At 71.3% G+C, this 20,249-nt stretch carries 20 protein-coding genes; all 20 read left to right on the top strand.

Features of this window, described 5'->3' with window-relative positions; genetic code table 11:
- Nucleotides 1–1,320, top strand: coding sequence for a 3-isopropylmalate dehydratase large subunit (locus tag DFR41_RS11355; RefSeq protein WP_114802770.1), 1,320 nt, complete (start codon nt 1–3; stop codon nt 1,318–1,320).
- Nucleotides 1,317–1,856, top strand: a complete 540-nt coding sequence (locus DFR41_RS11350; RefSeq protein ID WP_114802769.1) for a LeuD/DmdB family oxidoreductase small subunit — start codon at nt 1,317–1,319, stop codon at nt 1,854–1,856. The genes DFR41_RS11355 and DFR41_RS11350 overlap by 4 nt, the downstream gene beginning before the upstream one ends.
- Nucleotides 1,849–3,543: a hydantoinase B/oxoprolinase family protein gene (locus DFR41_RS11345; RefSeq protein ID WP_114802768.1), complete on the top strand. Its 1,695-nt coding sequence runs from the start codon at nt 1,849–1,851 to the stop codon at nt 3,541–3,543. The genes DFR41_RS11350 and DFR41_RS11345 overlap by 8 nt, the downstream gene beginning before the upstream one ends.
- On the top strand, nt 3,540–5,585 hold the full coding sequence (locus DFR41_RS11340) for a hydantoinase/oxoprolinase family protein (protein ID WP_114802767.1): 2,046 nt from the start codon (nt 3,540–3,542) through the stop codon (nt 5,583–5,585). Before DFR41_RS11345 ends, DFR41_RS11340 begins: the two co-directional genes overlap by 4 nt.
- Nucleotides 5,582–6,172, top strand: coding sequence for a cysteine hydrolase family protein (locus DFR41_RS11335; RefSeq protein WP_114802766.1), 591 nt, complete (start codon nt 5,582–5,584; stop codon nt 6,170–6,172). The genes DFR41_RS11340 and DFR41_RS11335 overlap by 4 nt, the downstream gene beginning before the upstream one ends.
- Nucleotides 6,173–6,207: 35 nt before the next feature.
- Entirely contained in the window at nt 6,208–7,602 is a 1,395-nt protein-coding gene (locus DFR41_RS11330) for an FAD-dependent oxidoreductase (protein WP_043113889.1), read from the top strand.
- Nucleotides 7,599–8,516, top strand: a complete 918-nt coding sequence (locus DFR41_RS11325; RefSeq protein WP_017762316.1) for an isocitrate lyase/PEP mutase family protein — start codon at nt 7,599–7,601, stop codon at nt 8,514–8,516. The genes DFR41_RS11330 and DFR41_RS11325 overlap by 4 nt, the downstream gene beginning before the upstream one ends.
- Before the next feature lie 79 nt (nt 8,517–8,595).
- Complete coding sequence (locus DFR41_RS11320) at nt 8,596–8,943, top strand: YciI family protein (RefSeq protein WP_043113886.1); 348 nt, start codon at nt 8,596–8,598, stop codon at nt 8,941–8,943.
- Nucleotides 8,944–9,073: 130 nt separating this feature from the next.
- Entirely contained in the window at nt 9,074–9,475 is a 402-nt protein-coding gene (locus tag DFR41_RS11315; protein ID WP_017762318.1) for a YciI family protein, read from the top strand.
- Nucleotides 9,476–9,502: 27 nt separating this feature from the next.
- Nucleotides 9,503–10,042, top strand: a complete 540-nt coding sequence (locus DFR41_RS11310; RefSeq protein WP_017762319.1) for an SRPBCC family protein — start codon at nt 9,503–9,505, stop codon at nt 10,040–10,042.
- Entirely contained in the window at nt 10,039–10,488 is a 450-nt protein-coding gene (locus tag DFR41_RS11305) for an SRPBCC family protein (protein ID WP_114802765.1), read from the top strand. The genes DFR41_RS11310 and DFR41_RS11305 overlap by 4 nt, the downstream gene beginning before the upstream one ends.
- An 11-nt stretch (nt 10,489–10,499) precedes the next feature.
- The gene (locus DFR41_RS11300) at nt 10,500–10,904 is read left to right on the top strand and encodes a VOC family protein (protein WP_017762321.1); all 405 of its coding nucleotides are present in this window, start codon (nt 10,500–10,502) and stop codon (nt 10,902–10,904) included.
- Nucleotides 10,905–10,918: 14 nt separating this feature from the next.
- On the top strand, nt 10,919–11,410 hold the full coding sequence (locus DFR41_RS11295; protein WP_017762322.1) for a VOC family protein: 492 nt from the start codon (nt 10,919–10,921) through the stop codon (nt 11,408–11,410).
- 22 nt (nt 11,411–11,432) lie between these two features.
- Nucleotides 11,433–12,698 carry an RNA polymerase sigma factor gene (locus DFR41_RS11290; RefSeq protein ID WP_114802764.1) on the top strand — a complete coding sequence of 422 codons (1,266 nt, stop codon included), beginning with the start codon at nt 11,433–11,435 and terminating at the stop codon, nt 12,696–12,698.
- 119 nt (nt 12,699–12,817) lie between these two features.
- Complete coding sequence (locus tag DFR41_RS11285; protein ID WP_017761854.1) at nt 12,818–13,843, top strand: LacI family DNA-binding transcriptional regulator; 1,026 nt, start codon at nt 12,818–12,820, stop codon at nt 13,841–13,843.
- Between the two features lie 205 nt (nt 13,844–14,048).
- Entirely contained in the window at nt 14,049–15,011 is a 963-nt protein-coding gene (locus tag DFR41_RS11280; RefSeq protein ID WP_114802763.1) for a Bug family tripartite tricarboxylate transporter substrate binding protein, read from the top strand.
- A 30-nt stretch (nt 15,012–15,041) separates the two neighbouring features.
- Nucleotides 15,042–16,373: a glucarate dehydratase gene (gudD, locus tag DFR41_RS11275; RefSeq protein ID WP_114802762.1), complete on the top strand. Its 1,332-nt coding sequence runs from the start codon at nt 15,042–15,044 to the stop codon at nt 16,371–16,373.
- Nucleotides 16,374–16,468: 95 nt separating this feature from the next.
- Nucleotides 16,469–18,889: an MBL fold metallo-hydrolase gene (locus DFR41_RS11270; protein WP_170159350.1), complete on the top strand. Its 2,421-nt coding sequence runs from the start codon at nt 16,469–16,471 to the stop codon at nt 18,887–18,889.
- Entirely contained in the window at nt 18,886–19,665 is a 780-nt protein-coding gene (locus tag DFR41_RS11265; protein WP_114802760.1) for a tetratricopeptide repeat protein, read from the top strand. The genes DFR41_RS11270 and DFR41_RS11265 overlap by 4 nt, the downstream gene beginning before the upstream one ends.
- Nucleotides 19,662–20,222, top strand: coding sequence for a DUF3299 domain-containing protein (locus DFR41_RS11260; RefSeq protein WP_114802759.1), 561 nt, complete (start codon nt 19,662–19,664; stop codon nt 20,220–20,222). The genes DFR41_RS11265 and DFR41_RS11260 overlap by 4 nt, the downstream gene beginning before the upstream one ends.
- Nucleotides 20,223–20,249: the final 27 nt, after the last annotated feature.

The following is a 20,249-nucleotide window of genomic DNA, read 5'->3' as shown; positions in this document are numbered from 1 at the left end:
ATGAGCACCCCCCAGACCCTGGCGCAGAAGCTCATCGCGCAAGCCGCGGGCATACCCGCGGTGCGCGAAGGCGAGATCGTCAACTGCCGTGTGGACCTGGCCATGTTCCACGACTCCTCCGGCCCGCGGCGGCTCAAGCCCATGCTGGAGGAGCTGGGCGCGCGCATCTGGGATCCGTCCCGCGTGGTGCTGGTGATGGACCACTTCGTGCCCGAGGCCGACGACGACGCGCGGCGCATCGTGCGCATCGCGCGCGACTGGGCGGCCGAGCAGGGCCTGCCCCATGTGCACGACAGCCAGGGCATCTGCCATGTGGTGCTGCCGCAGAAGGGGCACCTGCGCCCGGGCCTGTTCTGCGTCGGCGGCGATTCGCACTCGCCCACCGGCGGCGCCTTCGGCAGCTACATGTTCGGCATCGGCAGCACCGAGATGCTGGGCGTGGTGGTCACCGGCGAGATCTGGGTGAAGGTGCCGCGCACCCTGCGCATGCGCTGGCAGGGCCGGCTGGCCGACGGCGTGTGCGCCAAGGACATGATGCTGCACATGATCGGCCGCCTGGGCATGAACGGCGGCGACTACCAGGCGGTGGAGTTCGCGGGCGACACGGTGCGCGGCCTCTCGATGGCCGAGCGCATGACACTGTCCAACCTGAGCGCCGAGCTGGGCGCCCAGGCCGGCCTGGTGGCGCCCGATGCCACGACCGCCGCCTGGTTGCGCGAGGTGGGTGTGACGGTGAGCGACGAGGAACTCGCCCGCTGGCAGACCGATGAAGACGCCGCGTGCATTGACCACGACTTCGATGCGACGCAACTCGTGCCCATGGTGGCCTTGCCCCACAGCCCGCAGAACGGCCGCACGGTGGATGCCGTGGCGGACGAGCCGGTGCAGCTGGCCTACATCGGCGCCTGCACCGGCGCCAAGCTGGAGGACCTGCAGGCCGCCGCCCGCGTGCTGGCGGGCCGCCGCATCGCCGCCGGCATGCGGCTGCTGGTGGCGCCGGCCAGCGTGCACGACTGGCAGCGGGCCGAGGCGGCCGGCGTGGCCCAGGTGCTGCGCGATGCAGGCGCCGAGCTGCTGCCCAGCGCCTGCGGTGCCTGCGCCGGCTACGGCCAGGCCATCCAGGGCGCGACGCGGGTCATCTCCAGCACGGCGCGCAACTTCAAGGGCCGCATGGGCTCGGCGCAGGCCGAGGTGTTCCTCGCTTCGCCCTACACCGTGGCGGCCTCGGCGCTGCGGGGGTGCATCACCGATCCGCGCGAGCTGCTCGCGGAGTCGCGTTCTTCCGTCGTCGCTCCTTCGTCGCCGAGCACCCCGTCATGAGCCCGTCTTCTCTCCCCGGCGACGACAGCGCCGCAGCCGGCCACCGCGTGTGGCGCCTGGGCGCCAACGTCGACACCGATGCGCTGGCCCCCGGCCATGCCATGAAGTTCGGCATGGACGTCATCGCCCGCCATTGCCTCGAATCGATGCGGCCCGAGTTCGCCGCCCAGGTGCGCCCCGGCGACGTGGTGGTGGCCGGGCCGGGCTTCGGCATCGGCTCCTCGCGCGAGCAGGCCGCGTCCGTGCTCGTGGCCCTGGGCGTGCGCGCCGTCATCGCGCCCAGCTACAGCGGCCTGTACTTCCGCAACGCCTTCAACGTCGGCCTGCTGCTGCTGACCTGCCCCGCCGTGGCCGCGCTGCAGGAAGGCGAGCGCATCGGCCTGGCCGTGGACGACCCCGACCAGCCCCAGGTGCGGGCCGCCGACGGCCGCATGCTCGCCTGCGACCCCGTGCCCGCCTTTCTGATGGCGCGGGTGCGCGCCGGCGGCCTGCTCAACGAACTCAAGCAACGCTTCTCCAAGGAATCCCATGTCTGAAGCCACACTCGACCCCGTCACGCTGGCGGTGCTCAAGGGGCGACTCGAGCAGATCGCCGACGAGATGGACGCGACGCTCTACCGCAGCGCGTTCAATCCCATCATTGCCGAGGCGCACGATGCCTGCCACGGCCTGTACGACGCCGCGAGCGGCGACACGCTGGTGCAGGGCAAGTCGGGCCTGCCCGTGTTCGTGGGCGCCATGGCCTTCGCGGTGCGCGCCGCCAAGCGCGCGGCCGAGTCCCTGGGCGGCATGCGCGACGGCGAGGTCTGGCTGTTCAACGACCCCTACGAGGGCGGCACCCATGCCAACGACTTCAAGCTGGTGCGCCCGGTGTTCCGCGACGGCCGGCTGCTGTGCTTCCTGGCCTCGGCCGCGCACTGGCACGACGTGGGCGGCGCGGTGCCGGGCAACTACAACCCCGCCGCCACCGAATGTTGGCAGGAGGCGGTGCAGATCCCGCCGGTGCGCATCGTGCAGGGCGGGCAGATCAATCCCGACGTGCTGGCCATCCTGCGGGCCAACACCCGTCTGCCCGACAGCCTGTGGGGCGACCTCAACGGCCAGCTGGCTGCGCTGGAGCTGGGCGCGCGCCGCCTGGCCGAACTGCTCGATGCCTACGGCGACGCCGTGGTGCTGCAGGCCCTGCAGGCGCTGCGCGAGCGCGCCCGCCGGCTGATGCGCGCGCAGATCGCCTCGCTGCCCGACGGTGTCTACAGTTTCTCGGACGTGCTCGACAACGACGGAGTGACGGACGAGGCCCTCACCATCGCGCTGGACATGACGGTGCAGGGCGAGCGGCTGGTGCTGGACTTCTCGCGCAGCTCGCCCCAATGCCAGGGTCCCGTCAACATCTCGCGCGCCACGGCCGTGGCGGCCTGCTACGTGGCGCTCAAGCACCTGTTTCCCGAGGTGCCGGCCAATGCCGGCGTGCTCGATGCGGTGGAGTTCGTCATGCCCGAAGGCCTGGTCATCACGGCGCAGCGCCCGCGGCCGGTGGGCGGCTACACCGAGACCATCCTGCGCATGATCGACGTGATCTTCAGCGCCGCGGCCCAGGCCGATCCACGGCGCGCCGTGGCCCAGGCCTACGGCACCATCAACGCGCTGTCCATCGCCGGCCACCGCAGCGAAGGCGCGCGCAGCGGCCAGCGCTGGGTGATGTTCAGCTTCTTCGGTGGCGGCCACGGTGCCCATGCGGGCGGCGACGGCCTCAACCACGGCAATGCGCCGATCTCCACCGCCACCATCCCGCCGCTGGAGATCCTGGAGGCCGCCTATCCGGTGCGCTTCACCGAATGGGCGCTGCGCCCGGGCTCGGGCGGCGACGGCACGCACCGCGGCGGCCTGGGTGCCGTCTACGAGATCGAACTGCTGGAGCGCCAGGCCCAGGCCTTCGTCTTCGGCGAGCGCGGCAAGTCGGCGCCCAAGGGCATCGCCGGTGGCGGCGATGCGCAGGCCAACCGCTTCAGCTGGCATTCGCAGGGCGCGTGGCACACGCCGCCCATGGTGTCGAAGATGCTGGGCATCACGCTCGAGCGCGGCGACCGCGTGCGGCTCGAAACCCCCGGCGGCGGTGGCTGGGGTCCGCCCGCGGAGCGCAGCGCCGACGAACGCGCGGTGGATGCCCGCCGCGGCTACCTGGCCGACGCAGCCGACGCGGCCCACCCAGGAGAACAGCCATGAGCGACGCGCGCACCCGTGTCGTCGGCGTGGACGTCGGCGGCACCTTCACCGACCTCTTCGTGCTCGACGAGGCGGCCGGCACCGCCGAGATCGTCAAGGTGCCCTCCACCCGCGGCGAAGAATCGGTGGGCTTCATGAACGGCATCGCGCGCGTGGACGACCGCGGCGCGCAGAGCCTGGCCACCATCATCCACGGCACCACCGTGGGCACCAACGCGCTGCTGGAGCGCAAGGTGGCCCGCACCGGCCTGATCACCACCCGCGGCTTTCGCGACGTGCTGGAGATGCGCCGGCGCGACCGGCCCCAGACCTGGGGCCTGCGCGGCGGCTTCGAGCCGGTGATCGAGCGCGCCCTGCGCCTGGAGGTGGACGAGCGCGTGCTGGCCGACGGCAGCGTGCACACGCCGGTGGACCTGGACCAGGTGCGCAGCGCCGCCCGCCAGCTGCTGGAGCAGGGCTGCGAGGCCGTGTGCGTGTTCTTCATCAACACCTATGCCAACCCCAGCAACGAGCAGGCCGCGGTGGCGGCGGTGCGCGCGCTCTGGCCCAACGACCATGTGACCGCCGCGGCCGAGGTGCTGCCCGAGATCCGCGAGTTCGAGCGCGCCTCCACCGCCAGCCTCAACGCGGCACTGCAGCCCGTGGTCGGCCGCTACCTGGAGCGGCTGGACGGCGACCTGCGCGCGCGCGGCTTCGGCGGCGAGCTGCTGATCGTGCAGAGCAACGGCGGCGTGATGTCGCGCCGCACGGCGGGCGAACTGCCGGTGCGCACGGCGCTCTCCGGCCCGGCCGCGGGCGTCATCGCCTGCGCGGCCATCGCCACGGCGGCGGGACATCCGGACGTAATCACTGGCGACATCGGCGGCACCTCCTTCGACGTGTCGCTCATCGCCGGCGGGCAGGCTGCCCTGGCCTCGCAGACCAGCATCGACTTCGGCCTGGTGGTGCGCTCGCCCATGATCCAGATCGAGACCATCGGCGCTGGCGGCGGCTCCATCGCCAGCGTGGACGCGGGCGGCATGCTGCAGGTCGGCCCCGAGTCCGCCGGCAGCGTGCCCGGCCCGGCCTGCTATGGCCGCGGCAACGAGCGGCCCACCGTCACCGATGCGAATGTGCTGCTGGGCCGCATCGCGGCGCAGCGCCCGCTCGGCGGCGGGCTGCTGGGCGCGCTGGATGTCGAAAAGGCCCGCGAGGCCATCCGCCGCCATGTGGCCGAGCCGCTGGGCCTGGACGTGCTGGCCGCGGCCGAGGCCATCCTCACGGTGGCCAATGCCAAGATGGCCGGCGCGATGCGGCTGGTGTCCATCGAGCGCGGCCACGACCCACGGCGCTTCGCCTACATGCCCTTCGGCGGCGGTGGCGGCCTGCATGTGTGCGCCATGATGCGCGAGGTGGGCGTGGTCACCGGCATCGTGCCGCGCTACCCGGGCGTCACCTCGGCCCTGGGCTGCGTGATGGCCGACATGCGCCACGACGCGGTGCAGACCCTCAACCAGGACCTGGCCGCCATCGACTTCGCCGCGCTGCGCGAACTGCGCGCCGGCTTCGAGTCGCACTGCCGCGCCCGGCTGGACAGCGCCGGCGTGGCCTTCGAGTCGGTGCGCGAGGAGCTGGTGCTGGACATGCTCTACCAGGGCCAGACCCATACCGTGGCCGTGCCGGTGCGTGCCGATGCGCTCGATGCCGACGCCGCCCGCGCCGCCTTCGAGGCCGCCTACCGCGCCGAGTTCGGCCGCGTGCTCGACGGCATCGGCCTGCGGGTCATGAACCTGCGCTATGCCCTCATCGGCGTGCGGCCCAAGTTCGACCTGTCGGTGCTGGCGCCGCGCGGCGAGGGCCGCACCGAGCCGCTGGGCGAGCAGCCGGTCTACTTCGGCGGCGACTGGGTGCAGGCGCGGCGCTATGCGCGGCTGGACCTGCCGGTGGGCGCGCGCATCGCCGGCCCGGCCATCCTCGAACAGGCCGACACCACCGTCTGGCTCGAACCCGGCTTCGAGGCCGTGGTCGATGCCCTGGGCAACCTCATCCTTCGCCAACCATGAAAACCGCCCTGGTCATCATCGACCTGCAGAACGACTTCCTCGACGCCCGCGGCGCCTATGCGCGCGGCGGCTGTGCCAACCCGGCCGCGCAGGCCCTGCCCGAGCGCGTGCTGCCGCTGGCGCAGGCCGTGCGCGCGGCGGGCGGCCTGGTGGTGGCCAGCCAGTTCACGCTGTGGCCCGGCGTGGGCGGTGCGCCCATGATCTCGCCGCACCTGCTGGCGCTGCGGCCCTTTCTGCGCCAGGGCGACTTCGCGCCCGGCAGCTGGGGCCAGGCCAATGTGGAGCTGCTGCAGCCGGTCATCGACGCCACGGTGCACAAGGTGGCGTACTCCGCCTTCTTCAACACCCAGCTCGACTGGCTGCTGCGCAAGAACGGCATCGAGCGCGTGGCGGTGTGCGGCATCGTCACCAACGGCGGGGTGGCCAGCACCGTGCGCGATGCGCACATGCGCGACTACGACACCTGGGTGGTGGCCGACGGCTGCGCCGCCTTCAAGCCCGAGACCCATGCGACCGCACTGGCCGACATGGCCACCGTCGCCCATGTGGTGGACTGCGCCGACTTCGGCGCCCGGGTGCTGGCATGAGCGTCGGTGCCGCGGGCGTAGCGGCGCCGGACAGCATGGCCCGCGTGGTGGTCGAACCCGGCTTCGAGGCCCCGGTACAGACCGACGTGCTCATCGTCGGTGCCGGTGCCTGCGGCCTCACGGCTGGGCTGCTGCTGGCCGACCTGGGCGTGGACGCCGTGGTGCTGGAGCGCGATGCGCAGCCCAGCGGCTCCACCAGCCTGTCCTCCGGCTTCATCCCGGCGGCCGGCACGCGCGCGCAGCAGGCACTGGGCGTCCAGGACAGTGCGGAGCGCTTCGCCGAGGACATCCAGGGCAAGGCCCATGGCACGGCAGCCCCGGCCCTGGTGGCGGCCTACACGCAGGCCATCGCCCCGGCGCTGGACCATCTCGAATCGCGCCATGGCCTGCAGTGGGAAGTGCTGACGGGCTTTCTCTATCCGGGCCACAGCCGCCATCGCATGCACACGCTGGCCGCCCGCACCGGCGTCGCGCTGGAGCAGGCGCTGGAGGCCGCGGTCGAGGCGGCGGCGGTGCCCATCCTCTGCGAGGCGCGGGCGACCGAGCTGGTGGTCGACGCGGCGCGCCGCGTGCTCGGTGTGCGCGCCCGTCGGCCCGACGGCAGCGTGGAGGCCATCGGCTGCCGTGCGCTGCTGCTGGCCTGCAATGGCTACGGTGGGGCGCCCGCGCTGGTGCGCCGCTACATCCCCGAGATGGCCGAGGCCACCTTCGGCGGCCACACCGGCAACGACGGCACCGCGCTGCACTGGGGCGAGGCGCTGGGCGCACACCTCGCGGACATGCAGGCCTACCAGGGCCACGGCTCCTGGGCGGTGCCGCACGGCGTGCTGATGACCTGGGCCCTGATGGTCGAGGGTGGCGTGCAGATCAACCGCGAAGGCCGCCGCTTCCACGACGAGTCGCAGGGCTACTCCGAAGCCGCGCTGCACGTGGTCGCCCAGCCCGGCGGCATCGCCTGGAACGTGTTCGACACGCCGGTGCATACGCTGGCGCAGGGCTTTCCCGACTTCGTCGAGGCCGAGCGCGCCGGTGCCGTCCGGCGGGCCGATTCGCTCGAAGCGCTGGCGGCGCTCATCGCCTGCGATCCGGGCACGCTCGGCGAGACGCTGTCTGCCTGGACGCCGGGCGAGCCCGATGCCTTCGGCCGCCGGCTGCCGCGCCGCCTCGACGCACCCTTCTACGCCGTGAAGGTGACCGGCGCCCTGTTCCATACGCAGGGCGGGCTCGACATCGATGCACGCACCCGCGTGCTCGATAGCCAGGGCCAGCCGCTGCCCAACCTCTGGGCGGCGGGCGGCGCGGCGCGGGGCGTCTCCGGCAACCATGTCAGCGGCTACCTCTCCGGCAACGGCCTGCTCAGCGCGGTGGCGGGCGGCTACATCGCGGCCCACGACATGGCAGCCTTCCTGCGCACATCCACGACCACATGAACGAGACAACTTATTCATCGGCGCGCCCTGGGCGCGGCGCTTCCGTTCCTGCAGGCGCCGGGCTTGCCGCGCGCCTGGCACGGCCCGAGCCCCTGCTGTGCCCGGGCGTCTACGACGCCTTCAGCGCGCTGCTCGCAGAGCAGGCCGGCTTCGAGGCGCTGTACCTGTCGGGTGCCTCCATCGCCTACACGAAGCTGGGCCGCTCCGACATCGGGCTCACCACCTTCACCGAGGTCTGCGACACGCTGGCCCACATCACCGAGCGGGTGGGCACGCCGGTGATCGTCGATGCCGACACCGGCTTCGGCAATGCGCTGAACACGCAGCGCACCGTGGCCGGCCTGGAGCGCGCCGGCGCCGCCATGATCCAGCTGGAGGACCAGGGCTTTCCCAAGCGCTGCGGCCACCTGGACGGCAAGACCGTGGTGCCCATCGCCGAGATGCAGGGCAAGCTGCGCGCCGCACTGGACGCGCGCCGCAGCGCCGACACGCTCGTCCTCGCCCGCACCGACGCGCTGGCCGTGGAAGGCTGGGACGCCGCCATGGACCGGGCCGAGGCCTACCTGGCCTGCGGTGTCGATGCGCTCTTCATCGAGGCCCTGCGCACGCCGGAGCAACTGGCCAAGGCGGCGCAGCAATTTGCCGGCCGCGTGCCGCTGCTGGCCAACATGGTGGAAGGCGGCAAGACGCCGATCACACCGGCGGACGAGCTCGGCCGCCTGGGCTTTCGCATCGTCATCTTTCCCGGGGGCACGGTGCGCGCGCTGGCGCATGCCATGCAGGGCTACTTCGCCAGCCTGCGGGCGCACCAGACCACCGAGCCCTGGCGTTCGTCGATGCTGAACTTCGATGGGCTCAATGCCGTGATCGGCACGCCCGAGTTGCTCGCCCGGGGGCGGCGGTACGAAGGGTAGAGCCCGGCCATGGCGCTGGCTCAGGGCCACGCGGTGCCGCGCCAGAATGTCGGCCATCGTCCATTCCTGCGAGGCCGCCATGCCGCACATGCTCCTGATCGTCGAACCGCTGGGCCAGCGCGCCGGGCGCAGCCGTCCCGAAGGGGAGGCCGCGTACAAGCGCATGCTGGACTTCGGCGCCGAACTGCAGGAGGCCGGCCTGCTGATCGCCCGCGAGTCGCTGGGCACCGCCGCGCGGCGGCTCACCCGCCGGGCCCAGGACGTGCAGGTGCTGGACGGACCCTTTGCCGAGGCCAAGGAGATGGTGGGCGGCTTCTTCCTGCTCGACACCGAGGACGAGGCCGTGGCGCTGCACTGGGCCGGGCGCTGCCCGGCCGCGGAATGGGCCACGGTCGAGATCCGTGGCGTAGGGCCCTGCTACGCCTGAGCCGCCGTCCGGCGGCTCAGGGGCGGCTTGCTAGGTAGTTTCCCGGTGTCTGTCGATTCCGGGCCGGCCGGATCGTCGTAGGCATGAAGGCAGCGAAAGGCGCTGCCGCCCCACCAGGAGAAAGCCTGCCATGCGATTCATGATCCAGGTCCGCGCGACGGACACCAGCGAGCGCGGCGACAAGCCCGGCCCCGAGTTCGCCCAACTGTTCGAAGACATGGGCGCCTTCCACGAGGAGATGGCCCGCGCCGGCGTGCTGCTCGACGGCGCCGGCCTGCGCCCCAGCCGCCAGGGGTGGCGCCAGCGCTACCACGCCGATGGCCGGCGCGAGGTCGTCGACGGGCCCTTCGCCGAGACCAAGGAGCTGATCGCCGGCTACACGCTGATCCAGGTGCGCTCCGAAGAGGAGGCCCGCGCCTGGGCCAGCCGCTTCCCGGCCCCCTTCATCGGCATCACCTGCGAGATCGAGGTCCGGCGCCTGTACGAGGAGGCCGACTTTGGACCCGGCGGCGACATGGAGATCGGCCGCTGAGGCGGCCGTGCCGAGGAGTCACCCGCCATGAGAATCGTCGTCTTCGTGTTGATCGGCCTGGCCGTTCTGGTGCTGGCCCTGTTGGCCTATGCCGCCACCCGGCCCGCCACCTTCTCGGTCGAGCGCCAGCTGCGCATCCAGGCCAGCCCCGAGCAGCTGTGGCCGCTGGTGAGCGAGCTGCAGGGCTTCAACCGCTGGAATCCCTACGCCCGCAAGGACCCGCAGATGCGCAGCCACTACAGCGGCCCGCCGACGGGCGTCGGCTCGCGCTACGACTGGGAAAGCAGCAAGGTCGGCACCGGCAGCATGACGCTCACCGGCCAGCAGCCCGGTCGGGCGGTCCAGCTGCAGCTGGACTTTCTGAAGCCCTTCGAAGGCCACAACCAGGCCGAGTTCCTGCTCGAGCCGGCGCCAGGCGGCGGCTCGACCGTGCACTGGCGCATGCACGGCCCGGCCAACCTGATTGGCCGCGTCATGGGCCTCTTCATCGACATGGACCGCATGGTGGGCCGCGACTTCGAGGACGGCCTGCAGAACCTGAAACAGATCGCGGAGGCCCGGGCATGAGCGACCAGCAACACACCATCGACATCGACGCCACGCCCGAGCGGGTCTGGGCCTGCCTGTTCGATCCCGTCGCCTTCCGCGACTGGGCCAGTGCCTTCTGCGAAGGGGCGTACTGCGAGGGCGACTGGTCGGAAGGCAGCCGCATGCGCTTCCTCGACCCCGACTGCAACGGCATGGAGGCCGTCGTCGAGCAGCGCCGGCCGCCCACGCATCTGAGCCTGCGCATCCTGGGCGAGCTGCGCGAAGGCCAGCCGATGACGCCGCCCCTGCCCGATTCAGCACCGATGCATGAGCGCTACACCCTCGCCCCACTTTCCGAGGGCGGCACCCGCCTGCAGCTGCGGCTGGAAGGCTGGAGCGAGGAACATGCAGCGATGCTCGACGGCATGTGGCCGAAGGCCCTGCACCGGCTCAAGGCGCTGGCCGAATCGTCTTCCACCCCCTGAAAGGAATCCGCATGCACAAGCAGATCTTCATCAACCTGCCCTGCAAGAGCCTGCCGGCCAGCAAGGCCTTCTTCGAGGCGCTGGGCTACCGCTTCAACCCGCAGTTCACCAACGAACACGGCGCCTGCCTGGTGCTGGGCGAGAACCTCTTCGCCATGCTGCTGACCGAGGACTTCGCCCGTGGCTTCACCGCCAAGCCGTTGGTGGATGCGAAGACCGCCACCGAGGTGCTGGTGTGCCTCTCGTGCGAGAGTCGCGAAGAGGTGGACGAACTCGTGGCCAAGGCCCGCGCCGCCGGCGCCGCCGTGCCACGGCCGCCGCAGGACCATGGCTTCATGTACGGCCATGGCTTCGAGGACCTGGATGGCCACATCTGGGAGCTGGCCTTCATGAGCGGCATGCCGCCCAACGCCTGAGCAAGGAGATCGCCATGGAGATGCTGAACAAGCTCACGCCCTTCATCTGGTACCAGAAAGGCGCTGAAGACGCGGTGGCCCACTACCTGCGGGTCTTCGGTCCCGGCAGTGGCCGCGTGTTGCACACGCAGCACTGGGGCGAGAACGCGCCGGGGCCGGCCGGCACCGTCATGCTGCAGCACGTCGAGCTGCTGGGCCTGCAGATGACGGCCTTCAACGGCGGGCCGCACTTCAAGCTGAACGAGGCCTTCTCGCTCACCGTGGCCTGCGAGGACCAGGCCGAGATCGACCACCTCTGGGAGCAGCTGCCCGCGGGCGGTGGCACTGCGCTCGCCTGTGGCTGGGTGCGCGATGCCTGGGGCCTGTCGTGGCAGATCATTCCCCAGGCGTGGTTCCGCATGGTCAACGACCCCGACGCGGCGCGCGTGCAGCGCGTGTTCCAGGCGGTCTGGGGCATGCAGAAGATCGACCTCGCAGCGCTGCAGCGGGCCTACGACGGCGCCTGACAGGTCGCCCGACACGCCGCCGATGCCGCCGCACCATGCCGACACCGCTGCCGCCGTCTGGCGCATCGAGCGCGGCCGCCTGGTGGGCGCGGCGGCCAGGCTGCTGCGCGACCTGGACGAGGCCGAGGACTGCGCGCAGGACGCCCTGCTGGCCGCCCTCGATGCCTGGCCGCGCGATGGCCCACCCGCCAACCCGGCAGCCTGGCTGATGACCGCCACACGCAACAAGGCGCTGGACCGCCTGCGCCGCCGCGCCATGCTGGAGCGCGAGCATGCGCAGCTTGCCGCCGACGACGAGGCCCTGGGCGCGCAGGTGGTGCCGGACTTCGCCGATCAGCTCGATGCCGCGCGCGACCAGGCCGCGATCGGCGACGAGCAACTGCGGCTGATCTTCATCGCCTGCCATCCGGTACTGCCGCGCGAGTCGCAGGTGGCGCTCACGCTGCGCCTGCTGGGCGGACTGGAGACGCACGAGATCGCGCGCGCCTTCCTGCTGCCCGAGGCCACGGTGGCCCAGCGCATCGTGCGTGCCAAGAAGGCGCTTAAGGGCCAGCCCTACGAGCTGCCCGATGCGGGCGAGCGGACGCAGCGACTGGGGGCCGTGCTGGCGGTGGTCTATCTCATCTTCAACGAAGGCCACAGCGCGGGCAGTGGCGCGAGCCTGCTGCGCCCGGCGCTGTGCGACGAGGCGCTGCGCCTGGCGCGACAGTTGCAGCATCTGCTGCCGAACGAGGCCGAGGTGCATGGTCTGGCGGCATTGCTGGAGATCCAGGCCAGCCGCCTGCCGGCCCGGCTCGATGCGCAGGGCCGTCCCGTGCTGCTGCCGGACCAGGACCGCCGGCGCTGGGACCGCCTGCTGATCCAGCGGGGGCTCGGCGCGCTGGCGCGGGCCCAGCGGCTCGATCCCGATGGCCCCTACACATTGCAGGCCGCCATTGCCACTTGCCATGCGCGCGCAGCCCGCGCCGAGGACACCGACTGGCACGCCATCGTGGCCGGCTACGACCGGCTGCTGGCGCGCCATCCATCGCCGGTGGTGGCACTCAACCGGGCCGTGGCCCTGAGCTTTGCCGAAGGCCCCGCTGCGGCGCTGCCCGTGCTGGACGCCCTGGCCGGGGAACCGCAGCTCCAGCGCTATCCCTACCTGCACGGTGCGCGCGCCGACGTGCTGGAGCGCCTGGGCCGCATCGCCGAGGCGCGCGAGGCCTATCGCCAGGCGGCGGACTTGACGCAGAACCAGGCCCAGCGCGCGCTGCTGCTGTCGCGCATGCAGGCGCTCGCCCACTGACCGAGACCCGCGGGCGCACGACGTCGCGCATGCCCGCCCGCTGCGGCGTCGCCCACATCACGTTGTCCGGCGCGCGGCCGGCAGTCGGACGCCCAGCCCCCTCTTCCTAGAATGCCGCGATGACCGACGACGCGCCCCGCCGAAGCCGCCGCAGCAGCGGGGCCGTGACCCTGCATGATGTGGCCCGCCTGGCCGGCGTGGCGCCCATCACTGCCTCGCGGGCGGTCAACACGCCCTCCCAGGTCTCGGCCGACGTGCTGCGGCGCGTGCAGGAGGCGGTGGCCAGCACCGGCTACGTGCCCAACCGCATCGCGGGCGGCCTCGCCTCGTCGCGCAGCCGCCTGGTGGCGGCGCTGGTGCCCACCATCTCGGGGCCGGTGTTCCAGAACGCGATCCAGGCGCTGATCCAGACCCTGGCCGACCACGACTACCAGCTGATGCTGGGGCAGTCGGGCTACGGCCACAGCCGCGAGGATGCGCTGCTGGAGGCCATCATCAGCCGGCGGCCCGACGGCATCGTGCTCACCGGCATCATGCATTCGGCCCAGGGGCGCAAGCGCCTGGCCGCGGCGGGCATCCCGGTGGTGGAGACCTGGGACCTGACACCCACGCCCATCGACATGCTGGTCGGCTTCTCGCATGCCGAGGCGGGGCGGCAGGTGGCGTTGCTGCTGCATGCCAAGGGGCGGCGCCGGCTGGCCATCATTGCGGGCGACGACGAGCGCGCCAGTCGCCGCACCTCGGCCTTCGCAGAGGCGGTGCGCAGTCTGGGACTGCCCGAGGCGCGGCACATCCGCGTGCCGGCGCCCACCACCATGCGCAGCGGCCGCCTGGCGCTGCGCGAGCTGCTGCAGTCGGGCGAGGCGGTGGACGGCATCTTCTGCAGCTCCGACCTGCTGGCGCTGGGCGTGCTGGCCGAGGCGCACAGCCAGGGCATCGCGGTGCCCGAGGCGCTGGCGCTGGTGGGCTTCGGCGACCAGGAATTCGCGGCGGACTCGCATCCCGCGCTGACCTCGGTCCACATCAAGGGTGCCGCCATCGGCGAGCAGGCGGCGCGCTTCATCCTCGACCGGGCCGAAGGCCGCCGCGTCGAGCAGCCGGTGATCGACATCGGCTTTTCCATCATCGAGCGCGAGACGACCTGAGGGCTGGCGGCAGGTCAAGGCGCTGCCGCACTAGGACAAACCCGAGCAGCAAATCAATTCGGTAGCGCTACCATTTCGTCATACTTGGTAGCGCTACCGGTTGGGCTTGCGCGCTTGCGTGCCTGGTGCCCCAGGACCTGCAGCATCTCAGGCTGTCCGCGGTGCGCCTCGACCTTCCCCCATTCCTTTCTTCCGGAGACCTCGCATGAAAAAGTTGATCGCCTGCCTTGCCCTGGCCGCCACGGCCGCGGCGCCCGCCCTGGCCCAGGGCTGGCCCAACAAAACGATCAACCTGATCGTTCCCTTCCCGGCCGGCGGCTCCACCGACATGGTCGCCCGCGCCATCGGCCCCAAGGTCACGGCCGCGCTTGGCCAGCCCGTCGTGGTCGACAACAAGGCCGGGGCCACTGGCACCATCGGCGCCACCTTCGTCAAGCGCGCCGCGCCCGACGGCTACACCTTTCTCGTCACCTCGCTCGGCCCGCTGGTGATCGCGCCGCACCTGATCAAGGGCGTGCAGTACGACGCGCTGAAGGACTTCGACACCATCACCGTCGCCGTGCAGGCGCCGAACGTGCTCGTGGTGCCCGCCAACTCGCCCTACAAGACCGTGGCCGATGTCGTGGCCTTCGAGAAGGCCAATCCCGGCAAGATGAGCTTCGGCTCCTCGGGCACCGGCTCCAGCGACCACCTGACGGCCGCGCTGTTCTGGCAGCAGACCGGCACCTCGGGCCTGCATGTGCCCTACAAGGGCGGCGCTCCGGTGATCACCGACCTGCTGGGCGGGCAGGTGGACGCCTCGTTCCAGAACATCAATGCCGTCATCCAGTACATCCGCGGCGGCAAGCTCAAGGCGCTGGCCATCACCTCCGACAAGCGCTCCACGCTGCTGCCCGACGTGCCCACGCTGGCGGAGTCGGGCATCAAGGGCGTGGACGTCTACTCGTGGCAGGCCGTCGTCGGACCCAAGGGCCTGCCGGTCGACGTGCGCAAGAAGTTCCACGATGCCGTCGTCGCCGCACTGAACGACGCCTCGGTCAAGGAGCCCTTCACCGCCCTGGGCTTCGAGATCGTGGCCAACACGCCCGAGCAGTTCGCGGCCTTCCAGCAGAAGGAATTCGCGCGCTGGCAGAAGGTCATCGAGACCGGCAAGATCAGCGCGGAGTAAGCCACCGTGCTGGACCGAGTCACGACGGCGATGGCCGTCGACACGCCGCGCATCGCGTCGGTGCAGGCCATCCCCGTGGCCGGACGCGACAGCATGCTGCTCAACCTGAGCGGCGCGCATGCGCCCTTCTTCACCCGCAACCTGCTGCTCGTGACCGACACCGCCGGCCGCACCGGCGTGGGCGAGGTGCCCGGCGGCGAATCCATCCGCCAGGTGCTGGAGGAGTCCGCGCCGCTGCTGGTGGGCCAGCCCGTCGGTGCGCTGCGCCAGCTGCTGCAAAAGGTCGAGGCGGCCTTCAGCGACCGCGACGCCGGCGGCCGTGGCCTGCAGACCTTCGACCTGCGCACCACGGTGCATGCGGTCACCGCCATCGAGTCGGCCCTGCTCGATCTGCTGGGCCAGCATCTGGGCGTGCCCGTGGCGGCCCTGCTCGGCGAAGGCCAGCAGCGCGACCACGTGCCCGTGCTGGGCTACCTGTTCTACGTGGGCGACCGCCGCCGGAGCAGCCTGCCCTATGCCGGCGAACCCGACGCGCAGGACGACTGGCTGCGGCTGCGCCACGAGGAGGCCCTCACGCCCGAGGCGGTCGTGCGCCTCGCCGAGGCAGCGCATGCGCGCTACGGCTTCGAGGACTTCAAGCTCAAGGGCGGCGTGCTCGCCGGCGGTGCCGAGGTCGATGCGGTGACCGCATTGCACGAGCGCTTTCCGCAGGCGCGCATCACGCTCGACCCCAATGGCGCCTGGCTGCTCAAGGACGCCGTGCGCCTGGGCCACCGCATGAAGGGCGTGGTCGCCTATGCCGAAGATCCCTGCGGCGCCGAAGGCGGCTTCAGCGGGCGCGAGGTGATGGCCGAGTTCCGCCGCGAGACCGGCCTGCCCACCGCCACCAACATGGTCGCCACCGACTGGCGCCAGATGGTGCATGCGCTGGCGCTGCAGTCGGTGGACATCCCGCTGGCCGATCCGCATTTCTGGACCATGGCCGGCAGCGTGCGCGTGGCCCAGACCTGCCGCGACTGGGGCCTGACCTGGGGCTCGCATTCCAACAATCACTTCGATGTGTCGCTGGCCATGTTCACCCATGTGGCCGCCGCGGCACCGGGGCGCATCACGGCCATCGACACCCACTGGATCTGGCAGGACGGCCAGCGCCTGACGCGCGAGCCGCTGACCATCGCCGGCGGCCGGATCGCCGTGCCGGCACGCCCGGGCCTGGGCATCGAGCTGGACATGGACGAAGTGCACAAGGCGCATGCGCTCTACCGCGCGCACGGCCTGGGCGCGCGCGACGACGCCATCGCCATGGGGCATCTGGTGCCCGGCTGGCGCTTCGATCCCAAGCGGCCCGCGATGGTGCGATGAGCCGTGGGCGGGCCAACGCCCGCCCTTGCCGAATCCGCGAAGCCGTCGCCCAAGAACGGCCGCAACGAGCCACCCACAACGAGTCGGAGAAGACAATGCAATCCATCCTCAGAAGCGGCACGTCGTCGCTCGCCCTGACCGTCGCGGCCGCCGCCGCGATGCTTGCCGCCTGTGGCGGTGGCGGGGGCAACAACAGCGGGGCCGCGGCGCTGCTGCTGGCGGCCTCCGGCGGCACAGGGGGCAGCGGCACCACCAGCCCCTCGACGCCGGGACAGACCGATCCGGTCACCCAGACGACGCCGCCGCGCCAGGCGGGCCTGGTCTACCAGGCCCCGGTCACCGAAGGTGGCAACGGCGGCTCGGTCGTCAAGGTGGCCGTGCTGGCCGCCTCGGGCCCGGTCACGCTGACCACCGCACCGCTGGCGACCGATGCGGCGCAGGCGCTGGTGGCCAAGCTGGTGCCCGGCAACCTGGTGGACTGGGTGGCGGGCAGCACGGCGGACAGCGTCGTCACGGCCGACGAGGCGGCCGACACCTTCAACGTGATCCTGCGCAAGGGCAGCTCGGCTGCGGCGCAGTTCAACCTGGCCCGCTATGGCGCGGCCGTCTCGCGCCGGGGCGACGAGCCCGGGCCCATGGTGGCCGCGGGCTGGGTCTACGGCAAGACCGGCACGAGCGTGACGGTGGGCGATGGCCGCGTGGTGACCGCCGACCAGGCTGGCCGCGCCTACAACCCGCCGATCAAGCGTTACGAGGAAAGCTACACGCTGGCGCCGGACGTGAAGGTCTACAACGTCAACACCGCCGACTACAGCCAGAGTGCGGCCTCCACGCTCGATGCGCTGCCCGTCACGGCCAATTACGACTACGCCACCACCAGCCGCCAGGCGGCGTACCTGCTCTTCGACCAGAACTACAAGAACGCCGACAAGGCCCGCGTGGTCGCCATCTGGTACTTCACGCCGACTTCGACGAGCGATGGCAAGCCCGTGTGGGACGTGCCGTCCAACAGCCCCATGCTGGCGGACAAGGGCACCGACCCGGTCTCGGGCCAGGCCTACGTCAACATCAACGCCACCACGCCCACCACGGCACCGTACGCGCGCAGCACCGAGCCCTTCGAGATGGTGAAGAACACCATGTACTACGTGGGCGACAACGAGGTGGCCTCGTACCTGCTCGTGGCCGACATGGGCACGCCCGACGACAAGTCCGACGACAAGGTCATCAAGGTCGACGCCGGCTGGCCCAACAGCGGCTACCAGTACTGGAAGAACATCGAGCTGCTGGGCCTGGACCCGCGCTCGGTCACCGACATCTGGCTCACCCACGGCCATTCGGACCACTACGGCACCGTGGTCGAGCAGCTGCGCATGATGGACAACGCCGGCAAGCCGGTGGCGCTGTGGGCCTCCAAGGAAGACGTGCAGGGCGTCAAGGCCGACCTGCAGGGCAACACCTTCGACATCACCGGCGCGCTGCCGGCGACCGAGACGGTGATCCGCGCCCGCACCACCAACTTCTACGAATACGACAAGTGGTACGACTACGGCAACGTGAAGATCATGGTGATCTGGGCCCCGGGCCACACGCCGGGCACCACCAACATGCTGTTCAAGGTGAAGAACCCGGTCGACGGCCAGTTCTACACCTTCGGCTACCACGGCGGCTACGGCTTCAATGGCCTGACCTCACCGACGGAGGCCAACGGCTGGTTGCGCCTGTCGTACCAGCACGGCTTCAGCTACCTGCAGAACAGCATCACGGCCGACTTCGTCAGCCCGCAGCACACCAACCAGTTCCCCATCGTGGAGGTCTACCAGGCACTCAAGGCCTACAACCGCGACCCGGCCAATGCCGGCCGGCAGCTGACCATGATGGAGGCCATGCAGTCGAAGGTGTATGACTCGCCGTCCATCAACGGCACGAAGATCACCAGCGAATTCGCCAACCAGCTGGAGAAGCGCCGCTCGGTGGCCTCGTACAAGGCCAGCGACGCCGCCAACAGCAGCTACAAGAGCATCGAGACCTCGGGGCCCTTCAAGCCGGGCCGCGAGAACGGGCTCACGTCGGTGCCGGCGCGCATCCTCGACGATGCGCGCATCGTGCAGGGCTTCGTCGGTCCGCAGAACAAGAACCCGGCCATCCCGCTGCTGGCCAACGGTATCGTGACCGCCACCGACCAGTACGTGAACGATCCGGGCGGCTACTACGTGCAGGTGTCGCTGGAGGTGCTGGACAACGGCCCGTACCGCGGGTTCATTCCCGAGGGCTACACCCAGTTCAGCCCGGGCCTGAACCGCAGCATCGTCTACAAGGGCGGGCCGGTGGAGTCGGTGCATGCGGCCAAGGGCACGATCCGGCCGCCCGAAGTCCTTCGCACCCAGCGCCTGGGCTCGCTGGCCGACGCGGTGCGCATCCTGGGCACGCTGCAGAAGGGCGCGACGGTGACGCTGTCGCTCACGCCGGCCAGCGAGATCGTGGTGCCGGCCGATCCGACCAAGACCTTCCAGTGAGCGTGCGGCCCGTCGTCGCCATGCGCAGGGCCTGCCGGCAGGGCGCCACCCTCGTCTTGATGGTGGCCGCGCTGGTGGCGGCCCCGGCGGGCGCCACGGCGCGCAGCGATGCCGAGGCGGCCTATGCGCTGTCGCGGCACTACCGCGGCCTGACCGGCCTGGCCAACGATCCGCAACGCGCCCGTGAGGAGCTGGAACGAGCGGCCCAGCGTCAGCATCTGCGGGCGCAGGTGGAACTGGCCTTCCTCTATCTCAACGGCATGCCGCCGGTGCAACGGGATCTGGATGCGGCCTACCGCTGGTTCTTGGTGGCCGCCCGTCGCGGCTCCGTGGCGGCGGCCTGCCAACTGGGCGACTTCCACCAGCAGGGCTGGGGCGGTGCCAAGCAGAGTGCGACGCTGGCCGTGGGCTGGTGGCAGCGCACGGCGGGCAGTGCCGATGGATGCGCCGCGCATTCGCAATTTGCGCTGTATCGCGCCTATCTGAAAGGCGAGGGCGTGCCGCGCAACGGCGCGCGTGCCATGGCCTGGCTGGAGAAGGCCGCCGAGTCGGGCGACGTGCGCGCGCAGCGGGCCCTGGGCCGCGCCTATGAGCGCGGCGAAGGCGTGCCGCGCGATGCAGGCCTGGCCCGCCACTGGCTGCGCAAGTCGCGCGAAGGCGTGGCCCCCCATGACGATCACGAGCACGACCTGCCCAGCTTTGCCGGTCCGCTGCTGTTCCAGAAGCTCGCGCCCTTTCAGCCCAACCGCCCGCCGGATGGCGGCAATCGCCCATGACGCTGTCGCGAAGAACCCTCATCGCGGGTCTGCTGCTGCCTGGCCTCGCTGCGGCAGCCTGGGCCCGGGAGCCCGCCTACCGCACCATCGGCTGGGACGCCCTGCTGCCCGCGGGCTGGGACCCGTGGGCGGAGTTCAGCGCCGGCGGCGTCGACCTGCGCCAGCTGTCGGACGACGACCCGCGCGCCAAGGCCGCTCTGGCGCGACTGCGCCGAGTGTGGGACCAGGCACCCACCAACGCCGCGCTGGACGGCACCCTGGTGCGCCTGCCCGGCTATGTGGTACCGCTGGAGCAAACGGCGCAGGGCCTGCGGGAGCTTCTGCTGGTGCCGCACTACGGTGCCTGCATCCACACGCCGCCGCCACCCGCCAACCAGATCGTTCATGTGCGGCTGGAAACGCCGGCCCGTTCGGTGGGCACCATGGACACGGTCTGGATCAGCGGCCGGCTGCAGGTGGCGCGCACGGAAACCAACGAAGCCGTCAGCGGCTGGAAGCTGGCAGGCCAGCGCGTGGAGCGCTACGCCGGCACGCCGTCCGCATCCGCCCTGCGCTGACCACTCGCGCGCAGACGCGTCCTGCCC

This window comes from Pseudacidovorax intermedius, assembly GCF_003350475.1.
GTDB classification, from domain to species: domain Bacteria; phylum Pseudomonadota; class Gammaproteobacteria; order Burkholderiales; family Burkholderiaceae_C; genus Xenophilus; species Xenophilus intermedius.
The sequence above is the reverse complement of the archived record's forward strand: the minus strand, read 5'-3'. Positions and strand labels throughout refer to the sequence as shown.

Bases quoted from the DNA above. Each gene is read 5' to 3' on its own strand.
- DFR41_RS11290 (WP_114802764.1), top strand. From the start codon at position 11,433: ATGCCGCCGCACCATGCCGACACCGCTGCCGCCGTCTGGCGCATCGAG.
- DFR41_RS11320 (WP_043113886.1), top strand. From the start codon at position 8,596: ATGCCGCACATGCTCCTGATCGTCGAACCGCTGGGCCAGCGCGCCGGG.
- DFR41_RS11340 (WP_114802767.1), top strand. From the start codon at position 3,540: ATGAGCGACGCGCGCACCCGTGTCGTCGGCGTGGACGTCGGCGGCACC.
- DFR41_RS11345 (WP_114802768.1), top strand. From the start codon at position 1,849: ATGTCTGAAGCCACACTCGACCCCGTCACGCTGGCGGTGCTCAAGGGG.
- DFR41_RS11285 (WP_017761854.1), top strand. From the start codon at position 12,818: ATGACCGACGACGCGCCCCGCCGAAGCCGCCGCAGCAGCGGGGCCGTG.
- DFR41_RS11305 (WP_114802765.1), top strand. From the start codon at position 10,039: ATGAGCGACCAGCAACACACCATCGACATCGACGCCACGCCCGAGCGG.
- gudD (WP_114802762.1), top strand. From the start codon at position 15,042: ATGGCCGTCGACACGCCGCGCATCGCGTCGGTGCAGGCCATCCCCGTG.
- DFR41_RS11330 (WP_043113889.1), top strand. From the start codon at position 6,208: ATGGCCCGCGTGGTGGTCGAACCCGGCTTCGAGGCCCCGGTACAGACC.
- DFR41_RS11310 (WP_017762319.1), top strand. From the start codon at position 9,503: ATGAGAATCGTCGTCTTCGTGTTGATCGGCCTGGCCGTTCTGGTGCTG.
- DFR41_RS11325 (WP_017762316.1), top strand. From the start codon at position 7,599: ATGAACGAGACAACTTATTCATCGGCGCGCCCTGGGCGCGGCGCTTCC.
- DFR41_RS11315 (WP_017762318.1), top strand. From the start codon at position 9,074: ATGCGATTCATGATCCAGGTCCGCGCGACGGACACCAGCGAGCGCGGC.
- DFR41_RS11295 (WP_017762322.1), top strand. From the start codon at position 10,919: ATGGAGATGCTGAACAAGCTCACGCCCTTCATCTGGTACCAGAAAGGC.
- DFR41_RS11335 (WP_114802766.1), top strand. From the start codon at position 5,582: ATGAAAACCGCCCTGGTCATCATCGACCTGCAGAACGACTTCCTCGAC.
- DFR41_RS11355 (WP_114802770.1), top strand. From the start codon at position 1: ATGAGCACCCCCCAGACCCTGGCGCAGAAGCTCATCGCGCAAGCCGCG.
- DFR41_RS11260 (WP_114802759.1), top strand. From the start codon at position 19,662: ATGACGCTGTCGCGAAGAACCCTCATCGCGGGTCTGCTGCTGCCTGGC.
- DFR41_RS11270 (WP_170159350.1), top strand. From the start codon at position 16,469: ATGCAATCCATCCTCAGAAGCGGCACGTCGTCGCTCGCCCTGACCGTC.
- DFR41_RS11280 (WP_114802763.1), top strand. From the start codon at position 14,049: ATGAAAAAGTTGATCGCCTGCCTTGCCCTGGCCGCCACGGCCGCGGCG.
- DFR41_RS11300 (WP_017762321.1), top strand. From the start codon at position 10,500: ATGCACAAGCAGATCTTCATCAACCTGCCCTGCAAGAGCCTGCCGGCC.
- DFR41_RS11350 (WP_114802769.1), top strand. From the start codon at position 1,317: ATGAGCCCGTCTTCTCTCCCCGGCGACGACAGCGCCGCAGCCGGCCAC.